The sequence below is a fragment of the Paraburkholderia strydomiana genome (assembly GCF_046030495.1).
GTDB classification, from domain to species: Bacteria; Pseudomonadota; Gammaproteobacteria; order Burkholderiales; family Burkholderiaceae; genus Paraburkholderia; species Paraburkholderia strydomiana_A.
In genome coordinates, this window is record NZ_JAQQCJ010000004.1 from 205,648 (window position 1) to 225,948 (window position 20,301).

General features: G+C 64.0%; 19 protein-coding genes and 2 tRNA genes. 12 read left to right on the top strand and 9 right to left on the bottom strand.

What is annotated here, in order from left to right; translation table 11 throughout:
* The first annotated feature begins 60 nt into the window (after positions 1 to 60).
* The 6 genes from gsiB (at position 61) to poxB (ending at position 7,384) form a co-directional block, all read left to right on the top strand.
* The gene (gene gsiB / locus PQQ53_RS07840) at positions 61 to 1,623 is read left to right on the top strand and encodes a glutathione ABC transporter substrate-binding protein GsiB (protein ID WP_408140691.1); all 1,563 of its coding nucleotides are present in this window, start codon (positions 61 to 63) and stop codon (positions 1,621 to 1,623) included.
* Between the two features lie 108 nt (positions 1,624 to 1,731).
* Complete coding sequence (gene gsiC / locus PQQ53_RS07845; RefSeq protein ID WP_408140692.1) at positions 1,732 to 2,652, top strand: glutathione ABC transporter permease GsiC; 921 nt, start codon at positions 1,732 to 1,734, stop codon at positions 2,650 to 2,652.
* Between the two features lie 7 nt (positions 2,653 to 2,659).
* Positions 2,660 to 3,565: a glutathione ABC transporter permease GsiD gene (gsiD, locus tag PQQ53_RS07850; RefSeq protein WP_408323601.1), complete on the top strand. Its 906-nt coding sequence runs from the start codon at positions 2,660 to 2,662 to the stop codon at positions 3,563 to 3,565.
* On the top strand, positions 3,562 to 4,665 hold the full coding sequence (locus PQQ53_RS07855) for a DmpA family aminopeptidase (protein WP_408152458.1): 1,104 nt from the start codon (positions 3,562 to 3,564) through the stop codon (positions 4,663 to 4,665). The genes gsiD and PQQ53_RS07855 overlap by 4 nt, the downstream gene beginning before the upstream one ends.
* Positions 4,665 to 5,498, top strand: coding sequence for a M55 family metallopeptidase (locus PQQ53_RS07860; protein WP_408140695.1), 834 nt, complete (start codon positions 4,665 to 4,667; stop codon positions 5,496 to 5,498). Before PQQ53_RS07855 ends, PQQ53_RS07860 begins: the two co-directional genes overlap by 1 nt.
* Positions 5,499 to 5,659: 161 nt before the next feature.
* Positions 5,660 to 7,384, top strand: coding sequence for a ubiquinone-dependent pyruvate dehydrogenase (gene poxB / locus PQQ53_RS07865; protein ID WP_408323602.1), 1,725 nt, complete (start codon positions 5,660 to 5,662; stop codon positions 7,382 to 7,384).
* Positions 7,385 to 7,535: 151 nt separating this feature from the next.
* Here the strand turns inward: poxB and PQQ53_RS07870 are convergent, their stop codons facing one another.
* Complete coding sequence (locus PQQ53_RS07870; RefSeq protein ID WP_408323603.1) at positions 7,536 to 8,456, bottom strand: alpha/beta fold hydrolase; 921 nt, start codon at positions 8,454 to 8,456, stop codon at positions 7,536 to 7,538.
* A 213-nt stretch (positions 8,457 to 8,669) separates the two neighbouring features.
* Between PQQ53_RS07870 and PQQ53_RS07875 the strand changes: the two genes are divergently transcribed.
* Positions 8,670 to 10,055, top strand: a complete 1,386-nt coding sequence (locus PQQ53_RS07875) for an amino acid permease (protein ID WP_408323604.1) — start codon at positions 8,670 to 8,672, stop codon at positions 10,053 to 10,055.
* A gap of 183 nt (positions 10,056 to 10,238) precedes the next feature.
* Here the strand turns inward: PQQ53_RS07875 and PQQ53_RS07880 are convergent.
* Both PQQ53_RS07880 and hemN read right to left on the bottom strand, forming a co-directional pair.
* A tRNA-Leu gene (locus PQQ53_RS07880) sits at positions 10,239 to 10,323 on the bottom strand.
* A gap of 107 nt (positions 10,324 to 10,430) precedes the next feature.
* Positions 10,431 to 11,816, bottom strand: a complete 1,386-nt coding sequence (gene hemN / locus PQQ53_RS07885) for an oxygen-independent coproporphyrinogen III oxidase (protein ID WP_408323605.1) — start codon at positions 11,814 to 11,816, stop codon at positions 10,431 to 10,433.
* A gap of 241 nt (positions 11,817 to 12,057) precedes the next feature.
* Between hemN and PQQ53_RS07890 the strand changes: the two genes are divergently transcribed.
* The 3 genes from PQQ53_RS07890 to PQQ53_RS07900 all read left to right on the top strand — a co-directional run bounded on the left by PQQ53_RS07890 (position 12,058) and on the right by PQQ53_RS07900 (position 14,013).
* Complete coding sequence (locus tag PQQ53_RS07890) at positions 12,058 to 12,387, top strand: YkgJ family cysteine cluster protein (protein WP_408323654.1); 330 nt, start codon at positions 12,058 to 12,060, stop codon at positions 12,385 to 12,387.
* 105 nt (positions 12,388 to 12,492) lie between these two features.
* Positions 12,493 to 13,086: a DUF1439 domain-containing protein gene (locus PQQ53_RS07895; protein ID WP_408323606.1), complete on the top strand. Its 594-nt coding sequence runs from the start codon at positions 12,493 to 12,495 to the stop codon at positions 13,084 to 13,086.
* Between the two features lie 90 nt (positions 13,087 to 13,176).
* Positions 13,177 to 14,013: an undecaprenyl-diphosphate phosphatase gene (locus tag PQQ53_RS07900; RefSeq protein ID WP_408140706.1), complete on the top strand. Its 837-nt coding sequence runs from the start codon at positions 13,177 to 13,179 to the stop codon at positions 14,011 to 14,013.
* 100 nt (positions 14,014 to 14,113) lie between these two features.
* Here PQQ53_RS07900 and trmB read toward each other — a convergent pair whose 3' ends face one another.
* The 5 genes from trmB to PQQ53_RS07925 form a co-directional block, all read right to left on the bottom strand.
* Positions 14,114 to 14,896 carry a tRNA (guanosine(46)-N7)-methyltransferase TrmB gene (gene trmB / locus PQQ53_RS07905; RefSeq protein ID WP_408140708.1) on the bottom strand — a complete coding sequence of 261 codons (783 nt, stop codon included), beginning with the start codon at positions 14,894 to 14,896 and terminating at the stop codon, positions 14,114 to 14,116.
* 216 nt (positions 14,897 to 15,112) lie between these two features.
* A tRNA-Gly gene (locus tag PQQ53_RS07910) sits at positions 15,113 to 15,186 on the bottom strand.
* A 75-nt stretch (positions 15,187 to 15,261) separates the two neighbouring features.
* Positions 15,262 to 15,825, bottom strand: coding sequence for a YggT family protein (locus tag PQQ53_RS07915; RefSeq protein ID WP_408140743.1), 564 nt, complete (start codon positions 15,823 to 15,825; stop codon positions 15,262 to 15,264).
* A 188-nt stretch (positions 15,826 to 16,013) separates the two neighbouring features.
* Positions 16,014 to 16,334, bottom strand: a complete 321-nt coding sequence (locus PQQ53_RS07920; protein WP_408140745.1) for an EthD family reductase — start codon at positions 16,332 to 16,334, stop codon at positions 16,014 to 16,016.
* A 77-nt stretch (positions 16,335 to 16,411) separates the two neighbouring features.
* On the bottom strand, positions 16,412 to 17,344 hold the full coding sequence (locus PQQ53_RS07925; protein WP_408323607.1) for a Rossmann-like and DUF2520 domain-containing protein: 933 nt from the start codon (positions 17,342 to 17,344) through the stop codon (positions 16,412 to 16,414).
* A 778-nt stretch (positions 17,345 to 18,122) separates the two neighbouring features.
* On the opposite strand from PQQ53_RS07925, the gene PQQ53_RS07930 reads away from it, so the two are divergent.
* Complete coding sequence (locus PQQ53_RS07930) at positions 18,123 to 18,419, top strand: hypothetical protein (RefSeq protein WP_408140747.1); 297 nt, start codon at positions 18,123 to 18,125, stop codon at positions 18,417 to 18,419.
* 162 nt (positions 18,420 to 18,581) lie between these two features.
* Entirely contained in the window at positions 18,582 to 19,547 is a 966-nt protein-coding gene (locus PQQ53_RS07935) for a threo-3-hydroxy-L-aspartate ammonia-lyase (protein ID WP_408140749.1), read from the top strand.
* A gap of 57 nt (positions 19,548 to 19,604) precedes the next feature.
* Here PQQ53_RS07935 and PQQ53_RS07940 read toward each other — a convergent pair whose 3' ends face one another.
* The gene (locus tag PQQ53_RS07940; RefSeq protein ID WP_408140751.1) at positions 19,605 to 20,282 is read right to left on the bottom strand and encodes a LysE family translocator; all 678 of its coding nucleotides are present in this window, start codon (positions 20,280 to 20,282) and stop codon (positions 19,605 to 19,607) included.
* Between the last annotated feature and the right edge of the window lie 19 nt (positions 20,283 to 20,301).

Below are 20,301 nucleotides of genomic sequence, written 5' to 3' on the forward strand. Positions count from 1 at the left end.
GCAAAAACGAGCCTCTCGCAATCTCAACTCTGTTTCATCTTGCAGCCTGGAGCCAACCTCATGAACCTGCTGGTCCCGTCTTCTCCGTTTCGTTTGCGCGCGCTGGTCAGCGGCGGCGCGGTAGTGTTCGCGATGCTCGCGGGCAATGCGGCGCACGCCGACACCACGGCCGTCATGGCTGTCGCCTCGACCTTCACGACGCTCGATCCGTACGATGCCAACGACACGCTGTCGCAAGCGGTCGCGAAGTCGTTCTATCAAGGGCTGTTCGGTTTCGACAAGGACATGAAGCTGGTCAACGTGCTGGCCGAGAGCTACGAGGCGAGCCCGGATGCGAAGGTCTACACGTTCAAGCTGCGCCATGGCGTGAAGTTCCAGGACGGCACCGACTTCAACGCGGCGGCGGTGAAAGCGAACTTCGACCGTGTGACTGATCCGGCGAACAAGCTCAAGCGCTACAACATGTTCAGCCGCATCGAGAAAACCGAAGTGGTCGATCCGTACACGGTGAAAGTCACGCTGAAGACGCCGTTCTCCGCGTTCGTCAACGTGCTCGCGCATCCGTCGGCGGTGATGATCTCGCCGGACGCGCTGAAGAAGTACGGCAAGGACATCGCGTTTCATCCGGTCGGCACGGGTCCGTTCGAACTCGTGAAGTGGGACCCGGCGGGCGATCTGACGGTGAAGAAGTTCGCCGGCTACTGGAAGAAGGGCTACCCGAAGATCGACGCGATCGACTGGAAGCCGGTGGTCGACAACAACACGCGCGCCGCGCTGATGCGAACCGGCGAAGCGGACTTCGCTTTCCAGGTGCCGTTCGAACAGGCCGCGCAATTGCAGTCGAGCCCGAAGGTCGACCTGATCGCATCGCCGTCGATCATTCAGCGCTACATCAGCCTGAACGTGAACCAGAAGCCGTTCGACAACCCGAAGGTGCGCGAAGCGCTGAACTACGCGGTCAACAAGGAAGCGCTGAGCAAGGTCGTATTCGCTGGCTACGCGACGCCGGCCGACGGCGTGGTGCCGCAAGGCGTCGACTATGCGACCAAACTCGGGCCGTGGCCGTACGACCCGGCCAAGGCGCGTGCGTTGCTGAAGGAAGCGGGCTATCCGAACGGTTTCGAAACCACGCTGTGGTCCGCGTATAACTACTCGACCGCGCAGAAGGTGATCCAGTTCGTGCAGCAGCAGCTCGCGCAAGTCGGCATCAAGGCGCAGGTCGAAGCGCTCGAAGCGGGGCAGCGCGTCGCCAAGGTGGAGAGCGCGCAGGATCCGGCTACCGCGCCGGTGCGGATGTATTACTCGGGCTGGTCGTCGTCGACCGGCGAGGCCGACTGGGCGGTCACACCGCTGCTCGCGTCCGTCTCGTTCCCGCCAAAGATGGTCAATACCGCGTACTACAGGAACGACACGGTCGACAGCGATCTGAAGCAGGCGCTCGAAACCACCGACCGCACGCAGAAGGCCGCGCTTTACACCGATGCGCAAAAACGCATCTGGGCCGACGCGCCGTGGATCTTCCTCGTCAAGGAGAAGGTGGTGTACGCGCGCAGCAAGCGTCTGTCGGGTGCTTACGTCGCACCGGACGGCTCGTTCAATTTCGACGAGATCGCGATCAGGTAATGCGCTGAACGCCCGTCCCGGCATATTCGATGAAATACGCCGGGGCGATAGCCGCGCTATCGCCGATCTCGACTCTTCGTTGCCCGTATCACTGCCGGATTGGGTTCCATGCTGAACTTCCTCGTCAAACGTTTCTGTGGCCTGCTGCCGACGCTCTTCATCGTCGCCGTGCTGGTGTTTCTGTTCGTGCATCTGCTGCCGGGCGACCCGGCGCGGCTGGCCGCCGGTCCCGAAGCGGACGAGGCGACGGTTGCGCTGGTGCGCGCCGATCTCGGTCTCGATCGGCCGATGCCGCAGCAGTTCGTCCATTTCTTCTGGCGCATCGCGCACGGCGACTTCGGTATTTCGACGCGCAGCAAGCGGCCCGTCAGCCAGGAAATCGCCGAGCGCTTCATGCCGACGCTGCTGCTCACGGTCGCGAGCATGGCATGGGCGGTCGTGATCGGCATGGCGCTCGGCATCGTGTCGGCGGTGTGGCGCAACCGCTGGCCCGACCGGCTCGGCATGACGCTCGCGGTGTCGGGTATTTCGTTTCCGGCGTTCGCGCTCGGCATGCTGCTCATGGAGATTTTCTCGGTGAAGCTCGGCTGGCTGCCCATCGTCGCCGATGGCTCCTGGCAGAGCTACGTGCTGCCGTCGCTCACGCTCGGCGCGGCGGTGGCGGCGGTGATGGCGCGCTTCACGCGGGCGTCGTTCGTCGAAGTGATGCACGAGGATTTCGTGCGCACCGCGCGCGCCAAGGGGGTGCCCGAGCGGCTCGTGATTGTCAAACACTGCCTGCGCAACGCGCTGATTCCTGTCATCACGATGATGGGTCTGCAGTTCGGTTTTCTGCTGGGTGGCTCGATCGTGGTCGAAGTGGTGTTCAACTGGCCGGGGCTCGGGCGCCTGCTGGTGGATGCCGTATCGATGCGCGACTATCCGGTGATTCAGGCCGAAGTGCTGTTGTTCTCGCTCGAATTCATCATCATCAATCTGGTCGTGGACGTGCTGTACGCCGTGATCAACCCGACCATCCGTTTCAAGTGAGGCCTGCATGAGCACGACCGTGACCGAGTCGAATGTGGCCGACGCCGCGTCCGCCGAACGCGTGATCCGCACACCGTGGAGCGAGTTCTGGCGCAAATTCCGCAAGCAGCACGTGGCGCTCGCCGCCGGTATTTTCGTGCTGCTGCTGATCGTGGTCGCGCTTGCCGCGCCGCATCTAGTGCCGTACGACCCGGAGAATTTCTTCGATTACGACGCGTTGAATGCGGGGCCGTCCGCCGCGCACTGGTTCGGCGTCGATTCGCTGGGCCGCGATATTTTCAGCCGCATTCTCGCAGGCTCGCGCATTTCGCTCGAAGCGGGCTTTCTGTCGGTGGCGATCGGCGCGGTGATCGGCACGTTCTTCGGACTGCTGGCCGGTTACTACGAGGGCTGGTGGGATCGCATCACGATGCGCGTCGCCGACGTGCTGTTCGCGTTCCCCGGCATTCTGCTGGCGATCGGTGTGGTGGCGATTCTCGGCAACGGCATGATCAATGTGATCTGCGCGGTGGCGATCTTCAGCATTCCCGCATTCGCGCGGCTGGTGCGCGGCAATACGCTGATGCTCAAGCAGCTCACCTATATCGAAGCGGCGCGCAGCATCGGCGCGTCGGACTGGACCATCATCGTGCGGCACATTCTGCCGGGCACGATCTCGTCGATCGTGGTGTACTTCACGATGCGCATGGGCACGTCGATCATCACTGCGGCGAGCCTGTCGTTTCTCGGCCTGGGCGCGCAACCGCCGACCCCCGAGTGGGGCGCGATGCTCAACGAAGCGCGCGCGGATATGGTGACCGCACCGCATATCGCGCTGTTTCCGAGTCTGGCGATCTTCCTCACCGTGCTCGCGTTCAATCTGCTCGGCGACGGCTTGCGCGATGCGCTCGATCCGAAGCTCGACCGGCCATGAGCGCAGCCGTTGACTCAGGGCTGCCTGCGCCGCATATCGGCACGTTGTCCGGCGGTCCGCTCGGCACGATTGCGGACGTGCCAGGCGTCACTGTCGGCCATTGCACGCTCGATCAAGGCGCGCTGCAAACGGGCGTGACCGTGATCCGTGCGCATCGGGGCGATCCTTTTATCGACAAGGTGCCGGCGGCGGCGTCGGTGATCAACGGGTTCGGCAAGAGCATCGGGCTCGTGCAGGTCGAGGAACTCGGTACGCTCGAAACGCCGATCGCGTTGACCAATACGTTCGGCGTCGCCTCGGTTGCGCAGGCGCAGATTCGCGCCGCGATACGCGCGAATCCGCAGATCGGGCGCGAATGGTCGACGGTCAATCCGCTGGTGTTCGAGTGCAATGACGGCTACCTGAACGACATCCAGGCGCTGGCCGTTACCGAACAGCATTTCAATCAGGCATTCGACAACGCGAACACGCATGTCGCAAGCGGCTCGGTCGGCGCGGGGCGCGGCATGTCGTGCTTCGATCTGAAGGGCGGCATCGGCAACGCGTCGCGCGTGGTCGAGGTGGCGGGGCGTGGCTATACGGTCGGCGCGCTGGTGCTGGCGAACTTCGGCCGCCTGCCGATGCTGACGATCGACGGCACGCCGCTTGGGCGCGTGCTGGCCGAACGCGCGCGCGTGGCGCACGCGGCCTCCGAAGCGGCGGCGGGTGCGTCGACGACGAAGCCCGAGCAAGGTTCGATCATCATGATCGTCGCCACCGATGCCCCGCTCGACGCGCGCCAGCTCAAGCGCCTCTCGCTGCGGGCGGCGGCGGGCCTCGCGCGAACCGGCTCGGTATACGGCCACGGCAGCGGCGATATCGCGCTCGCGTTTTCGACTGCTTATACGGTGCCGCACGCCGCCGGCTTCGTCACACTGCCGCCGCTCGTCGCCGATGCGCGTCTGGACCCGCTGTTTCGCGCGTGCGCGGACAGCGTCGAGCAGGCGATCGTCGATGCGTTGTGGAGCGCCGCTTCCGTGACGGGCCGCGACGGTCATCGACGCTTGTCGCTGCACGACAGCGTGCCCGATCTCGCTCAACTACTGAGACCCACTCGCTGATGAAAGTCCTGATTTCCGCCGACATCGAAGGCGTGGCCGGCGTATTCCACCCCGAGCAGACGCGCGCGGGCAACGGCGAATACGAAGCCGCGCGCCGCTGGATGACGCTCGAAGCCAACGCCGCGATCGAAGGCGCATTCGACGGTGGCGCGACCGAGGTGTGGGTCAACGATTCGCACGGCGGCTTTCGCAACCTGCTGCCCGATCTGCTCGATGCGCGCGCCCAGATCGTGCTCGGCAAACCGCGCACGCTCGGCATGATGGCCGGCCTCGAATACGGCGCGTCGCTGGTGTTCATGATCGGCTATCACGCGATGTCGCAAACGCGCGGCGTCCTCGCGCACACGATCAACAGTTTTGCGTTCGCACGGGTTTCGTTCAACGGCGTCGAACTCGGCGAGGCGGGCGTATATGGCGCGCTGGCCGAAGAATATGGCGCACGTGTCGCGCTTTTATCCGGCGACGATGTCTTCGCCGAAGAAACCGCGCCGCGCTTTCCGCATGCGCGCTTCGTCGTGACGAAACGCGCGACCGGGCAGACGAGTGGCGCGACACAATCGCCAGCCGGCGCGCGCGAGGCGATCAGGAGCGCTGCGCGCGAAGTGGTCCGGCAACACATCGCCGATGGTTATGTGCCGCACGCGACGCGCGCGCAAGCGAAGCCGGTCGACTGTGAACTGCGCGTGCAGACGAGCGCGCTGGCTGATCTGTTCTGCCAATGGCCGACGCTTACGCGTGTCGACGCGGTGACGTTGCGCTTTGGCGCGGCGTCGGCGGAACATGCGGTGCGGATGCTGAACTGTCTGTCGGCGATGTCGTTCATGCTGCGATAGTGGCGAAGTCAGCGGGGCGACGGCCGCGTGCCAGGTCTACTCGGCAATTTCACCGCGCTTACATCTTGCTCAAGAAAGCCGCCTTGATGACACGTTTCGCGAGGAAGCGGTACTCTCTGGCATTCCGGAGGTACCGACTTTCTCACTGAATGGGGTACGGCATGGCTAAGCAGACTATCGCGGACTATCTGGCCAGAACATTGGCCGCAGCGGACGTCGAACGGATTTGGGGCGTGACGGGCGACAGCCTGAACGGCTTGTCGGATAGCTTGCAACGGCTCGGCTCGATTCGCTGGATGCATACGCGTCACGAAGAAGTCGCCGCCTTCGCCGCCGGTGCCGACGCCGCCGCGACCGGCAAGCTCGCGGTCTGCGCGGGCAGTTGCGGGCCGGGCAATCTGCATCTGATCAACGGGCTGTACGACTGTCATCGCAATCATCAGCCCGTGCTCGCCATCGCCGCGCATATTCCGTCCTCGGAAATCGGCCTCGGCTACTTTCAGGAAACCCATCCGCAAGAGTTGTTCAAGGAGTGCAGCCACTTCGTCGAACTGGTGACGAATCCGTCGCAGTTTCCGCGCGTGCTGGCGCGCGCGATGCGCACCGCGATCGAAGAGCGCGGCGTCGCGGTGATCGTGCTGCCGGGCGATGTCGCGCTCGGCGAGGCGCCCGATGAAACGCCGGCATGGGCCGGCACGCTGGAGCGCTCGACCGTGGTGCCGTCCGCCGCCGATATCGACCGGCTCGCCGATCTTCTGAATCAGGCTGGCGGGGTGACCCTGCTATGCGGCAGCGGCTGCGCGGGCGCCCACGGCGAAGTGATCGCGTTCGCCGACCAGCTCGGCGCGCCGACCGTGCATGCGCTGCGCGGCAAGCAGTACGTCGAGTGGGACAATCCGTTCGACGTCGGCATGACCGGGCTGATCGGCTTCAGCTCCGGCTATCACGCGATGATGTCGTGCGACACGCTCGTCATGCTCGGCACCGACTTCCCGTATCGCAACTTCTATCCGTCGCATGGCAACGTGGTGCAGATCGACCGGCGCGGCTCCGCGCTCGGCAAGCGCGCGCCGCTGAAGCTGGGGCTCGTCGGCGACGTCAAGGCGACCTTGCAGGCGCTGTTGCCGAAGCTCAAGCGCAAGACCGACCGGCGCTTCCTCGACAACGCGCGCAAGCACTACGCGGATACGCGCAAGGGCCTCGACGATCTCGCGCGGCCCTCCGATCCGGGGCGCGCGATTCATCCGCAATATCTCACCAGCATCGTCGACCAGGTCGCGAATGAAGACGCCGTGTTTGCCGCCGACGTCGGCACACCGACGCTATGGGCCGCGCGCTATCTGACGATGAACGGCAAGCGCAGCCTGCATGGTTCGTTCAATCACGGCTCGATGGCCAATGCGATGCCGCAGGCGCTCGGTGCGCAGGCCGCGGAGCCGGGGCGCCAGGTGATCGCGCTGTCCGGCGACGGCGGTTTGTCGATGCTGCTCGGCGATCTGCTCAGCGCGCGTCAGCTCGACCTGCCGATCAAGGTCGTGGTGTTCAACAACAGCACGCTCGGTTTTGTCGCGATGGAGATGAAGGCGGGCGGCTATCTGGAAGCCGGCACCGATCTCGCCGCGACCGACTTCGCGGCGATCGCGCGCGGCGCGGGAATCTACGGAGTCCGGATCGAACAATCGGAGAACATCGAAGCGGCGTTGCGCGAGGCGTTCGCGCATCCGGGGCCGGCGGTGATCGACGTGGTGACCGCGAAGCACGAACTCGCGCTGCCGCCGAAGATTCAGTGGGCGCAGGCGAAGGGCTTCAGTCTGTATATGTTGAAGGCGGTGCTCAATGGGCGAGGGGACGAGGTCGTCGAACTGGCGGCGACGAATTTGCGGTGAGGTTTGAGGCTCGTGATGCGAGCCGGGCGACGCAGGCGGCTGCGGCGGTGAGACTCGCGCTGCCGTAGCCGCGTCTTCACCGCGCGCCACACGCACACCGCTGCCTCACGCGCAAACGCAGCGACATACCCGCGCGCCAGAGCACGCCAGACTACTGCTGCCGGCTCAGCTCACGCGCCGCGCGATCGATCACATCGGCAACCGCGCCCGCATGCGATACCGGCGCGAGATGGCTCGACGCCATCGGCACGACCTTCGCGCCCATCCGCTCGGCCATGAAGCGCTGGACTTCGGGTGACACCGCGCGGTCTTTGGTCGCCAGCACGTACCACGACGGCTTGTCCTTCCAGCCGACCTGGCTGACCGTTTCGCCGAACGCCTTCTGCGCGATCGGCACCTGCGCGGCAGAGAGCACGCGCGTGACGTTCTCGGGCACGTCCGCGGCGAAGTCGGCGTGGTAGCGGGCGCGGTCGAGCCACAGGAAGCCGCTCGGGTCCGCGCTGATGGCCTGGCCCGCGGGCATCGGCGCCGCGCGCTTCATCAGGTCCATCGCCGACTCGTGCAACTGCGGCGCGATTGCGGCGATATACACGAGGCCCGCGACGTTGGGCGCATTCGCGGTTTCGGTGATCACGACGCCGCCCCACGAGTGCCCCACGAGAATCGTCGGACCCTGCTGGCGCGCGAGCACGCGGCGCGTGGCGGCGACATCGTCGGCGAGCGAAGTGAGCGGGTTCTGCACCGAACTCACGTGATAGCCCTTCTGCTGCAATTTAGCGACGACGCCGTTCCAGCTGGACCCGTCGACGAACGCGCCGTGGACCAGCACGACATTGCGTACCGGGCCGCTCAGCGGCGCGGCAGGAGGTTGGGGAGCCGTGGCGACTGACGGCGCGGGACTGGCGGGCGCGGCCATCGGCGCAGCGGGGGCGGGAACGGGGGCACCGGTTTCCATGCCTGGCTGGTCGGCCGCGGCCGGTTGCGTCGTGGGGGCCGCCGTTTGCGCGAAGGCGGCCGACCCCGCGAAGCAGAGAGACAAAGCAGCGGCGCAAAGCAGGCGTTTGGGCGACATGTTGAATCTCCGCAGGCGGAAAACTTCGACTAGGGCAACATACCGAAGCACCAGGCCAGTGACAATCACAATCCTCGCGGATAAGTGCGGCGCAGAACCAACGCGGGTTGCTCCCAGTATTTAGGTCATATCCACCGAGGTAAAATTATCGGTTTTGCCGGGCCGAACCATAAGTTCGACTGGGTGATCGATATCCATACACTGGGGCGCAATTTGAATAGTGCACAGCAACAAGACGGCCTGAAGCGGGGGCTGAAGAATCGCCACATCCAGTTAATCGCGCTGGGCGGCGCCATCGGCACGGGCCTCTTTCTCGGCTCCGCGAGCGTGTTGCAGGCAGCCGGCCCGTCGATGATTCTCGGCTACGCGATCGGCGGCGTCATCGCTTTCATGATCATGCGGCAGTTGGGCGAAATGGTCGCGCAGGAGCCGGTCGCCGGATCGTTCAGTCATTTCGCGTACAAGTACTGGGGCGATTTTCCGGGTTTCCTGTCCGGCTGGAACTATTGGGTGCTGTACGTGCTCGTCAGCATGGCCGAGCTGACCGCGGTCGGCACCTACGTGCATTACTGGTGGCCCGGCGTGCCCACGTGGGTGTCGGCGCTGGTGTGCTTCGCCGCCATCAACGCGATCAATCTCGCCAACGTCAAGGCCTACGGCGAAACCGAGTTCTGGTTCTCGATCATCAAGGTCGTGGCGGTGATCGGCATGATCGTGTTCGGCGGCTTTCTGCTGATCAGCGGCCATGGCGGCCCGCAAGCGTCGGTCACCAATCTGTGGAGCCATGGCGGCTTTTTCCCGCATGGCTTTCATGGTCTCTTCATGATGCTCGCGGTGATCATGTTCTCGTTTGGCGGGCTGGAGCTGATCGGCATCACGGCAGCCGAGGCCGCCGATCCGCAGAAAAGCATTCCGAAGGCCGTGAATCAGGTGATCTACCGGATTCTGATTTTCTACATCTGCTCGCTGGCGGTGTTGCTGTCGCTGTATCCGTGGAACGAGGTGGCGGCGGGCGGCAGTCCGTTCGTGATGATCTTCTCGCAGATCGGCTCGACGCTGACCGCGAACGTCCTCAACGTGGTGGTGCTGACGGCGGCGCTGTCGGTGTACAACAGCGGCGTGTACGCGAATAGCCGCATGCTCTACGGTCTCGCGGAGCAGGGCAATGCGCCGCGCGCGCTGATGAAGGTCGACCGGCGCGGCGTGCCGTATATGGCGATCGGTTTGTCGGCGCTCGCTACGTTCACCTGCGTGATCATCAACTATCTGATTCCGGCCGAAGCGCTTGGTCTGTTGATGGCGCTGGTGGTCGCGGCACTGGTGCTGAACTGGGCGCTGATCAGCCTGACGCATCTGAAGTCGCGCAAGGCGATGGTGGCTGCAGGCGAGACGCTCGTGTTCAAGTCGCTATGGTTCCCGGTCAGCAACTGGATCTGCCTCGCGTTCATGGCGCTGATCCTCGTGATTCTGGCGATGACGCCGGGCCTGTCGGTGTCGGTGTGGCTCGTGCCGGTGTGGCTGCTGGTGATGTGGGGTGGCTACGTGTTCAAGCGTCGGCGCGCGGAGATGCATCGTGGCGCGCGGGTAGCGGAGCGGTAAGTTTTTAGGAGAAGGCGTGGGTGGCGGATTTGCGCTCACGCTGTTGATCGAGGCTGAGAGTGCATCTTCGATGCGATGTGCTCTCGTCAGGCCGGCCCAACCGCCAGAAACGAAAAACCCCGCAGGCGGCAAACGCTGGCGGGGCTCGTGGCACTACGCAAACAAACGGTCAATCGAATTCTCTGGTGCCCAGGGCCGGAATCGAACCGGCACGCCTTGCGGCGGGGGATTTTGAGTCCCCTGCGTCTACCAATTTCACCACCTGGGCAGATCCTGCAGCGTGCGCGTCAGAATCTGGCGCGCCGCGAAGACGCAGATTATGGCCGAAAATTCGACGACGGGCAAGCCACTTGCCTACAGCGCGTCACGTGGCACTCACACCGTGCGGGAAAACCGTTCGAGCGTCTGCTGGCCGAGGTAGCGGTCGAACACCATCGCGATGTTGCGCACGAGCATGCGGCCGGCCATCTGCACGTCGAGCCGGTCGGCGCCGATCGACACCAGTCCATCCTCCTCGAAACCGCGCAAGCGCTCCAGCTCTGGCGCGAACGTTTCGCCGAAGTGGATGCCGTAAGCAGCTTCGAATTCATCGAAGCGCAGTTCCAGGTTGCACATGAGTTGCGTGATTACGTCGCGACGCAGACGGTCGTCGGCGGTGAGGCGCACGCCGCGCGTGATCGCGAGGCGCCCCGCGTCGATCGCGGCCGCATAGCCGGGCAAGTCCTTCGCGTTCTGCGCGTACACGTCGCCGACCTTGCCGATCGACGACGCGCCGAAGCCGATCAGATCGCATTCCGCCCGCGTGCTATAGCCCTGGAAATTGCGATGCAAGGTGCGCTGCGCCTGTGCGCGGGCGAGTTCATCGGTAGGCAGCGCGAAGTGATCCATGCCGATGTAGACGTAGCCCGCGTCCGTCAGCCGTTCGACCACCCGCTGCAGCAGCGCGAGCCGCTGCGCCGGCGAGGGTAGCGTCGCGGGGTCCATCTGACGCTGCATCTTGAAGAGCTGCGGCATGTGCGCGTACGCGAACACCGACAGACGATCGGGCGCGAGGTCGATCATCGTGTCGAGCGTGCGGCTGAAGCTGTCGACTGTTTGATGCGGCAGTCCGTAAATCAGATCGACGCCGATCGAATGAAAGTGCGTGTCGCGTGCGGCCTGCATCACGGACACCGTCATCTCGAGCGGCTGAATGCGGTTGATCGCCTGCTGCACGAGCAGATCGAAGTCCTGCACGCCGAGGTTCAAGCGGTTGAAGCCCAGTTTGCGCAAATGCGCGATGGTGTCGGGCGACGCTTCGCGCGGATCGACTTCGATCGAATATTCGGCCTCGGCATCGGGCTGCAACGCGAAGTGTTCACGTGTGGCGGCCATCAGTTCTGCCGTTTCGTCGTGCGACAGAAAGGTGGGCGTGCCGCCGCCCCAATGCAGTTGTGACACCGGACGTCGCATGTCGAAACAGGCGGCTTGCAACGCGATCTCCCGCTTCAACTGATCGAGGTAGGGGCGCGCGTGCGCGCGGTTTTTCGTCGCGACCTTGTTGCAGCCGCAGTAGAAGCACACGGTGTCGCAAAACGGAATGTGGAAGTACAGCGAGAGATCGGTCGAGGATGCGCCGGGGTCGGCCGCAGCACGCAGATAATCGGCGGGGTCGAACTGGTCGTGGAACTGCAGCGCGGTCGGATAGGACGTATACCGTGGGCCGTTCGCGCTGTATCTGGCGAGCAGGTCAGGGCGGAAAAGCGTATTGGCGAGGGTCATGAGAGGCTCGTGGCAGTTGGCCACGAGGAAGAGGCGGGAGCCGGCGCGTTTGCCAGACCGGATCGAACTGCGCGAACGCCTCTTGAGCATGGCCTTTCGGAGTCGTTGAGTTTAAGTGAGGGGTGACCGCCCGGATTGTGTAAAAAGGTCGCACGGAACGTGGTGGCACAATGCGGGTCTGGCAATGCGGTTGCCTGTTTTCGAGATCAGGATGGATGTCGTGAGTGATGTGTTGAACAGCATGTTGAAAAGCCCGTCGAACAGCGGTGTGAAGCGCGAGTCGCCGTTTCACGCGGCTGATCATGCGTGCCGTCCCGATTGCGGCGCGTGCTGTATCGCGCCGTCGATTTCGAGTCCGATTCCGGGCATGCCACACGGCAAGCCGGCGGGCGTGCGCTGCGTGCAACTCGGTGACGATCTGCGTTGTGCAATCTTCGGGCAGCCGGAGCGGCCTGCGTGCTGTTCCGGTCTGCAACCGCAGACCGACATGTGCGGCACCGATCGTGGCGAAGCACTCGCCTGGCTGACGCAGCTCGAGATACAAACGCAACCGCACGTAGCGGCTCGCTAGTCCGTCAGGTTGGCCGCACCTGCCTTGTGCGCCAGACAACCCGCATCAGACGACCATCAAACAACCCAACCGCATGCTCGAAAAGGCTTTCACTGGAGATTTCGCATGACTCGATCCGCAGCGCCGGCCCGGCGCCGCTTTCTGCGCGCCGCGCTGACCGGCTGTAGCGTGCTCGGCATCACCGTATCGCTCGCGGCCTGCGCGACGCCGACGTTTCCGTTCATTCCATCGCACTACACGTTCTCGCAGCAGCAGGTGCAGGACGCGGTGCAGCGCAAATTCCCGTATCAGCGCACGGTCTCGCAAGTGTTCGACGTCGCGCTGACTCATCCTGTAGTCGGTTTTCTGCCGGATGCGAACCGCGTCTCCGTGAAGCTCGACGCGCGCTTCGCGAGTCCGTTCATGCCGCAGCCGGTGGACGGCGTGTTCACGCTGTCGAGCGAACTCGCCTATGACGCCGCCAGCAGATCGGTCGTATTGAAGTCGCCGAATGTCGACAATGTCAGCGTGAACGGACAGGCGCAGGTCTACACCCAGCAGATCAACGCCGCGGCGGCGCTGCTCGCGACGCAGTTGCTGACCAACTATCCGATCTACACATTCAAGCCCGAACAACTGCAATTTGCCGGAGTGAATTACGAACCCGGTACAATCACCATCCTTACAAACGGCATACGCGTGCAAATCGTCGAAAAATGACGGAGCGCGCGGCCGGCGGGGCCGCGCAAGCACGTGACTGTTCGCGCCGGTCCTGTTCGTTCCGACAATCTACCGCGATAAGGGGCACGGATGGACTGGCTACTGGCTTGCAAGGCGTTGATTCTGGGCGTCGTCGAAGGGTTGACCGAGTTTTTGCCGGTGTCGAGCACGGGGCATCTGATCGTCGTCGGTAGTCTGCTGAATTTCACCGACCAACACGCGAAAACCTTCGATGTCGTGATCCAGCTCGGCGCGATTCTCGCCGTGTGCTGGGAGTTTCGCCGCCGCATCGGCACCGTGGTAGTCGGATTGCCGAGTCGGCCCGAAGCACGCCGCTTCACGCTAAACGTGATCATTGCGACGATTCCGGCGATCGTGCTCGGCCTGCTGTTCGAAAAAACGATCAAGGCGGCGCTGTTTTCGCCGGTGCCGGTCGCGTTTGCGCTGGTGGCGGGCGGTGTCGTGATCCTGTGGGCGGAGGCCCGTCAGCGGGCGCGCGGCGCCGAGGTGGTACGGGTGCGCAACGTGGACGACATGAGCGCGCTCGATGCGCTGAAAGTCGGTCTCGCGCAGTGTTTCGCACTGATTCCGGGCACCTCGCGTTCGGGCGCAACGATTATCGGTGGGATGCTGTTCGGGCTCGAGCGGCGGGTCGCCACGGAATTTTCGTTTTTCCTCGCGATTCCGATCATCTTCGGCGCGACCGCGTACGAGCTCTATAAGGACTGGCATCTGCTGTCCACCGACGCGCTTGGCAGCTTCGCGGTCGGCTTCGTCGCGGCCTTCGTCAGCGCGTTCATCTGCGTGCGCTGGCTGCTGCGCTACATCGCCTCGCATGATTTCACCGCGTTCGCGTGGTATCGGATCGGCTTCGGCTTGCTGATCCTGCTGGTCGGTTATAGCGGTGCGTTGAGCTGGGCCGAATGAGGTTTTGCGTTTTGCTCGTGCCATGAAAAAAGGTCCGCTCGATTGAGTGGACCTTTTTGCTTTCGGGAGTGATTTCCCGGCGACTTGCCGGCGCCAAGTTTTACCCGGCGTTGCGTTTGCGGAACACCAGGTCCCACACGCCATGCCCGAGCCGCAGCCCGCGCCGCTCGAACTTCGTCACCGGACGATACTCCGGGCGCGGCGCGTAGCCGTCAGCGGTGTTCTGCAGGGCCGATTCGGCGCCCAGCACTTCGAGCATCTGCTCCGCGTAGTTCTGCCAGTCGGTCGCGCAATGCAGATAGGCGCCCGGCTTCAAGCGCGACACGAGCAGTGCGACGAACTTCGGCTGGATCAGCCGGCGCTTGTGGTGGCGCGCCTTGTGCCAGGGGTCCGGGAAAAAGATGTGCACGCCGTCGAGGCTATCCGGCGCGATCATCTGTTCGAGCACTTCGACGGCGTCGTGCTGGATGATGCGGATGTTAGACAGCGACTGCTCGCCCATCAGCTTTAGCAGCGCGCCGACGCCCGGTTCGTGCACTTCCACGCCGAGGAAGTCGTCGTCGGGACGATGCAAGGCGATTTCCGCAGTGGTCGCGCCCATCCCGAAACCGATTTCCAGCACACGCGGCGCGGTGCGGCCGAACACGCTGGTCCAGTCGGGCTGCTGCGGCGCGTAGGGCACCACGAAGCGCGGGCCGAGTTCGTCCATCGCGCGGCGCTGGCCGGTCGACACGCGGCCGGCGCGCGTGACAAAGCTGCGGATACGGCGCCGATGCAGCGCTTCGTCTTGCGGCGCGTCGTCGCCGGCGGATTGGCCTTCGGCAACGCTCGGGGGCGTCGGGAGTTCGTCCGGCAGGCCGGTGTCGTTTGGATCGTGGATCATCGTCGATGCTGCTACAAGGGTGAGGGCTTCGCGGCTTGCGCGCCGTGCGTGTCCGCGCTGGCGGCGTGGGCTGCGAAACGTGCGCGTGGTTGGCTAGCGCCGTGTTTTGCGACTCCGGTGCCTTGCGACTCGCCACGCCGGGCCGCCGCCACTACAAAAAAGCCGCCTTCATGGAGGCGGCTCGTGCTGTATTTTTGCTGAAGGCTCAGCGGAAGGTGGAGCGGGCGATGGGAATCGAACCCACGGCTCTAGCTTGGGAAGCTAGGGTATTACCATTATACGACGCCCGCAGAGCGCACAATTCTACTCGGGAAAGGGGGTTCAGCGCAAATCAGGCCACCCTTTCCCGCCAATGCTGCGCGTCTTCAGATCACAAAGTACGTCAGTTGAACGGCGGCGCGAGTGACCACCATCAGCAGCACCTGCACGATCACGAACAGCAGGATCGGCGACAGATCGATCCCGCCCAGTTGCGGAATCACCCGGCGCAGCGGATTCAGGAACGGCGCGGTCAGCTGATACAGAATCGGCATGGCCGGCGAGCGCGGGTTGAGCCACGACAGCAGCGCCATCAGGATCGTCATCCAGATAATCAGATTCAGCGCCCACTTGATGAGGGTCAGCACGGCGACGATCAGCAGCGTCGGCACGAGCGTGAGCGGATCGGCGCCCGTGAGGACCACCATCAGCACGACGTACACGATCGCCGCGATCAGCGCCGCGACGAGGCTCGCCCAGTCGATGCTGCGTGTACTCGGCAAGATGCGCCGCAGCGGCAGCACGATCCAGTTAGTGGCGTGCAGCACGGCGTTCGTCACCGGGTTGTAGGGCGGCATGCGCACGACCTGCAGCCAGGCGCGCAGCAGCAGCGCCGCGCCGAACAGCGTGAAGACGGTATTGAGCAGAAAACGGGCGATATCGCCAAACATCTCGTGTCCTTATGCTTCGGATGGCGGCCGTCGATCGGCCGCGGAGTGCCGGCGTCGACCGATCGGTGGGCGCCGGCGGTTCATTGGGATTGCATGCGCGTTTCGCGCGTGGATTCGGTGACGCGGCTTGACCGGATGCACCGGCAAGCATGATGACACGCCACCGTTTCGCCGCGGTCTGCTCGGCATCACACGGAAATCTTGATCTCGCTGATCAGAATCGTGCCGTTGCCGCCGTTGGTGTAATTAGGAATGTCGGCCGTCAGTTGCTCCGCGGCTGGCTTGAAGACCTTGTAGAAGTCGTCCGCGCTGTCGAACAGGAAGTGGCCCGCGGCCACGTACGGCGGCGGCGTTCCCGGCGGCCCGGCGTTGATGCCGACGTCGACCGACCAACCCTTCAGCGACGGCCCGAACAGCTTCGCCGCAAGCGGCATATGCGTGACGCTGTAATAGTCCACATCGAAGTGGCCGTTTTCCCGATACGGATAGAGGATGCTGACCTTGATCATTGTGCGTTCTCGTCTGTTGGTCCCGAAGCGCGGCGCCGGCGGATTGCGTGCTGCGCCGGACGTCACATTATCACGCCTTACTTGACGCTTGCACCTGCCGCGGCCTGATTCAGCGACCGGTTCAGCGATTCTTCCACCGCCTCGGCAATTGCCTCGATCGCCGCAGGCGGGCTCGCGCGGCGTTCGGCGAGTCCGACCGCGCGCCGGGACAGCAAACCGTACAGCGCGGCGTGGTCGCCACCGAGGTTTTCGAGCAGCGCCAACTGCTTCTCCACGACCCCGGTGTCGCCGCGCGACACGGGGCCCGCGAGCGCGTTGGGCAAGCCTTTGTCGCGGGCGGTTTCGATGGTGCCGGCGAGCATCGGCAGGAGCGCGCGCAGCGCGTCGTCTTCGGCGAAACCCAGGGTGCGCCATAGCGCGACGCATTCAGCGAGGCTGCACAGCGCGAAGCTGGCTGCGTAGTGCGCGGCGGCGTGATACAGCATGCGGCCGCCCGGCGGAATCGACAGCGGATGGCAGCGCAGCGCGATGGCCAGCGCCGTCAGCGTGTCCTTCAGCGCGCCGTCGGCCTCAATCGTCACCGAGCAGCCGGCGATCCGGTCGAGATCGGCGAGGTCCCCGCTAAAGAGGTAGAGTGGATGAAATCCTCCGATCGCTGCGCCCTGGTCGCGCGCCGGCGCCAGCAGCTCCACCGGCGACGCGCCGCTGCAGTGCACCAGCGCCTTGCCGGACTGGGCAGCGTCCCGGCCGAAGCGCAGTGTGTGCGCTGACGTACCGATGCTGTCGTCCGGAACGGCTAAAAAGACGATATCGGCGGCGTCGACAACGTGCTGTGGATCGTCGGATGCCGTGCAATGCTCGATTTGACTGGCAAGCCTGGCGGCCGAGGCCGCCGAGCGGCTCGCCACCGCCGTGACCGGATAGCCGGCGCGTGAAAAGCTCAGCGCGAGACAACGCGCGAGCCGGCCCGCACCGATAAACCCGAGGCGCGGCAGAGAGAACTGGGACATGGTTGCCTGCTCCAGACGGAACATTTGAACGGGAAAGCAGAAGTATCGCGCATTCGGCTGTCAGCAGCGTGATCTGGCACCGACTTTCCTTCGAGCGGCTTGCGCACGATCTGGCGCCTGCAGCCGGTCATCCGACCGTGCCACGGCGGGTTCGAAAACTGCTCGCCATTCGTGATTTGCGTGATACGTCAGTTTGGTAGTCGCTGTTTCTGGGTACTTCGTTTCGCAGTCAGATTCGGGAGGTCGACGATGAGTATTTTTTCGTACCGAAAGCACTTGCGGTTCTTGACACATGCACAGCGCCGTCGCTGGTGGGACCAGAAAAAGCGGCTGACGCCGCGTGTGCGCATCAGCGGCGCCTATGTCCCGCCTAGCGTGTCTCGTGAATTCGCCTATGTGAAAGTCGGCTGAACGGCGACGCTCACAGATGAGAAATGCCCGGCGCATTCGCCGGGCATTTTTTATGGCGCGGCCCAATTGCGCTGTCAGTATTGAATCTAATTTGTAATCAAAGATTACCGAAACGCGAACTCGAAAAACGCCGGTTTCGGGAAATAACGATTGGCGTATCTCTGAAGCCCCTCAAACCCTTGATTTTCGGCTTGCCCCGGAGCTGCAGTGAGGCTCGGCGCGCCTGAGCGAACCAAAACCTATTGCCACGAATTGCAATTTGCAACAAATGCGAACAGAAGTGCGCGGTCTTTTTCGATAAATTGTTCCAATAGCATGCAAGGCATGCGAAGTCGGCGACCTTGGTAGGCCGCGCTAGGAGAACAAAGTGAAAAAGATCGTTCCGTTCGTTGTTGCCGCAGGGCTCGGCCTGGGACTTGCCAGTGCTGCTGAGGCGCACGTTTCCGTGGGTATCGGGATTGGGGTGCCGGTCGCGCCGGCTTATCCGGTGTATGCCGCGCCGCCACCCGTCTACTACGCACCGCCGCCGCCGGTCTATGCACCGCCCGTCGTGTACGCGCCGCCGCCTGTCGTGGTAGGTGGCTATTACGGGGGCTATGGCCGTCCTTATTATCGTCACGGCTACTATCACGGTTATTACGGCCACGGCTACTACCGCCGCTAGACGCGGTAGGCCCGTTGAGGCATATCGACGGCGTAACGCCGGCTTGATCGCCGGGTTACGCCGTTTTCAGTTTATGCGCCCGCGCCAGCGGCGTTGACGTTCCAAAGCATTCGCGAAGCTGGGAGAATGGCTGTTTCGCCACCGCTCAGGAGAATTTCGCCGATGCAAGCGCTTCCCGGTCCCACTTTCGACGACGTACTCGACGCCGCAGCGCGTCTTGAAGGCGTCGCCCACCGCACCCCAGTCCTGACGTCGAGCACGTTCAACGAGCGCACGGGCGCGTCGGTGTTCTTCAAGTGTGAAAATTTTCAGCGCATGGGCGCGTTCAAGTTTCGCGGCGCCTATAACGCGATTTCGCATTTTGACGCGGAGCAGCGCAAGGCGGGTGTGCTGACGTATTCGTCGGGCAATCACGCGCAGGCGATCGCGCTGTCGGCGCGCCTCGCCGGCATCCGCGCGACGATCATCATGCCGCACGACGCCCCCGCTGCCAAAGTCGCGGCGACCAAGGGCTACGGCGGCGAAGTGATCACCTACGACCGCTACAAGGAAAACCGCGAGGAGATCGGCCGGCGGCTCGCCGAGGAGCGCGGCATGACGCTGATTCCGCCGTACGACCACCCGCATGTGATTGCCGGGCAGGGCACCGCGGTGAAAGAGTTGCTCGACGAAACCGGTCCGCTCGACATGCTCTTCGTGTGCCTCGGCGGCGGCGGCTTGCTCGGCGGCAGCACTTTGTCGGCGGTTCAGCTGAGCCCGACGTGCACGATAATCGGCGTGGAACCGGAGGCGGGCAACGACGGCCAGCAGTCGCTCGCGCGCGGCGAGATCGTGCATATCGACACGCCACGCACGATCGCCGACGGCGCCGCCTCCACGCATCTCGGCGACTACACGTTCGCGATCATCCGCAAGCACGTGGCGCGGATCGAAACCGTCAGCGACGCGCAGTTGATCGAGACGATGCGCTTTTTCGCGCAGCGCATGAAGATGGTGGTCGAGCCCACGGGTTGCCTCGCCGCGGCGGCGGTGCTCAACGGTATCGTGCCGGTGAAGGGCAAGCGGGTCGGCGTGGTGGTGAGCGGCGGCAACGTCGATTTGCCGAAGCTCGCGGGGTATCTCGCCTGAACGACCGGTTCGAATCGGATTGACGACGACGGCTTGCCCACGCAAGCCGTTTTTTCATCAGCTCGCGACGTGCGTGCTTTGCACGATCAGATCGTGATACCCGTTGACGATCACACTGTACGAAAAATACGCGAACAGCAGTGCGGACAGCACATGACAGGCGCGCAGCAGACCGGCGCCGGCGCGCTTGCGGCCATGACTGCCGAGCCCGCAGATGAAGATCGTCCAGCACAGCCCGCCGAGAAAAAAGCCGCCGAGGAAGATCAGCGCGGTCTTCGGGCTGGTGGCGCCGGCCTTCGCGATCAACGCACCGCCGACCGCCGCGAACCATAGAATCGCCGACGGCGACGACACCGCCAGCAGCACGCCGCGCAAAAATCCGCGCCACGGCGACAGGTGCGGCGCATCGGCGCCGCCTTGGCCCGCCACCGTCGGCGCCGTTGCCGGGAACATCGCCTCGCGCGCCATTTTCCACGTGAGAAACAGCAGGATCGCCGCGCCGCCGATCCATACCACCCAGCGCACCGAATCGAACTGCAGCAGCGCGGCCATGCCCGCGAGCGCGAGCGCCGCGTAAATCAGATCGCCGACACAGGAGCCGAGACCGAGCCAGAACCCGGGCTTGAAACCGTGCGAGAGCGTCAGCGAAATGATCGCGACATTCACGAGACCGATATCCAGGCACAGCGACAACGACAGAAAAAATCCGTCCGACATCATAGAAAAGGCGTGCATCCGTGCAACTACTCCATCT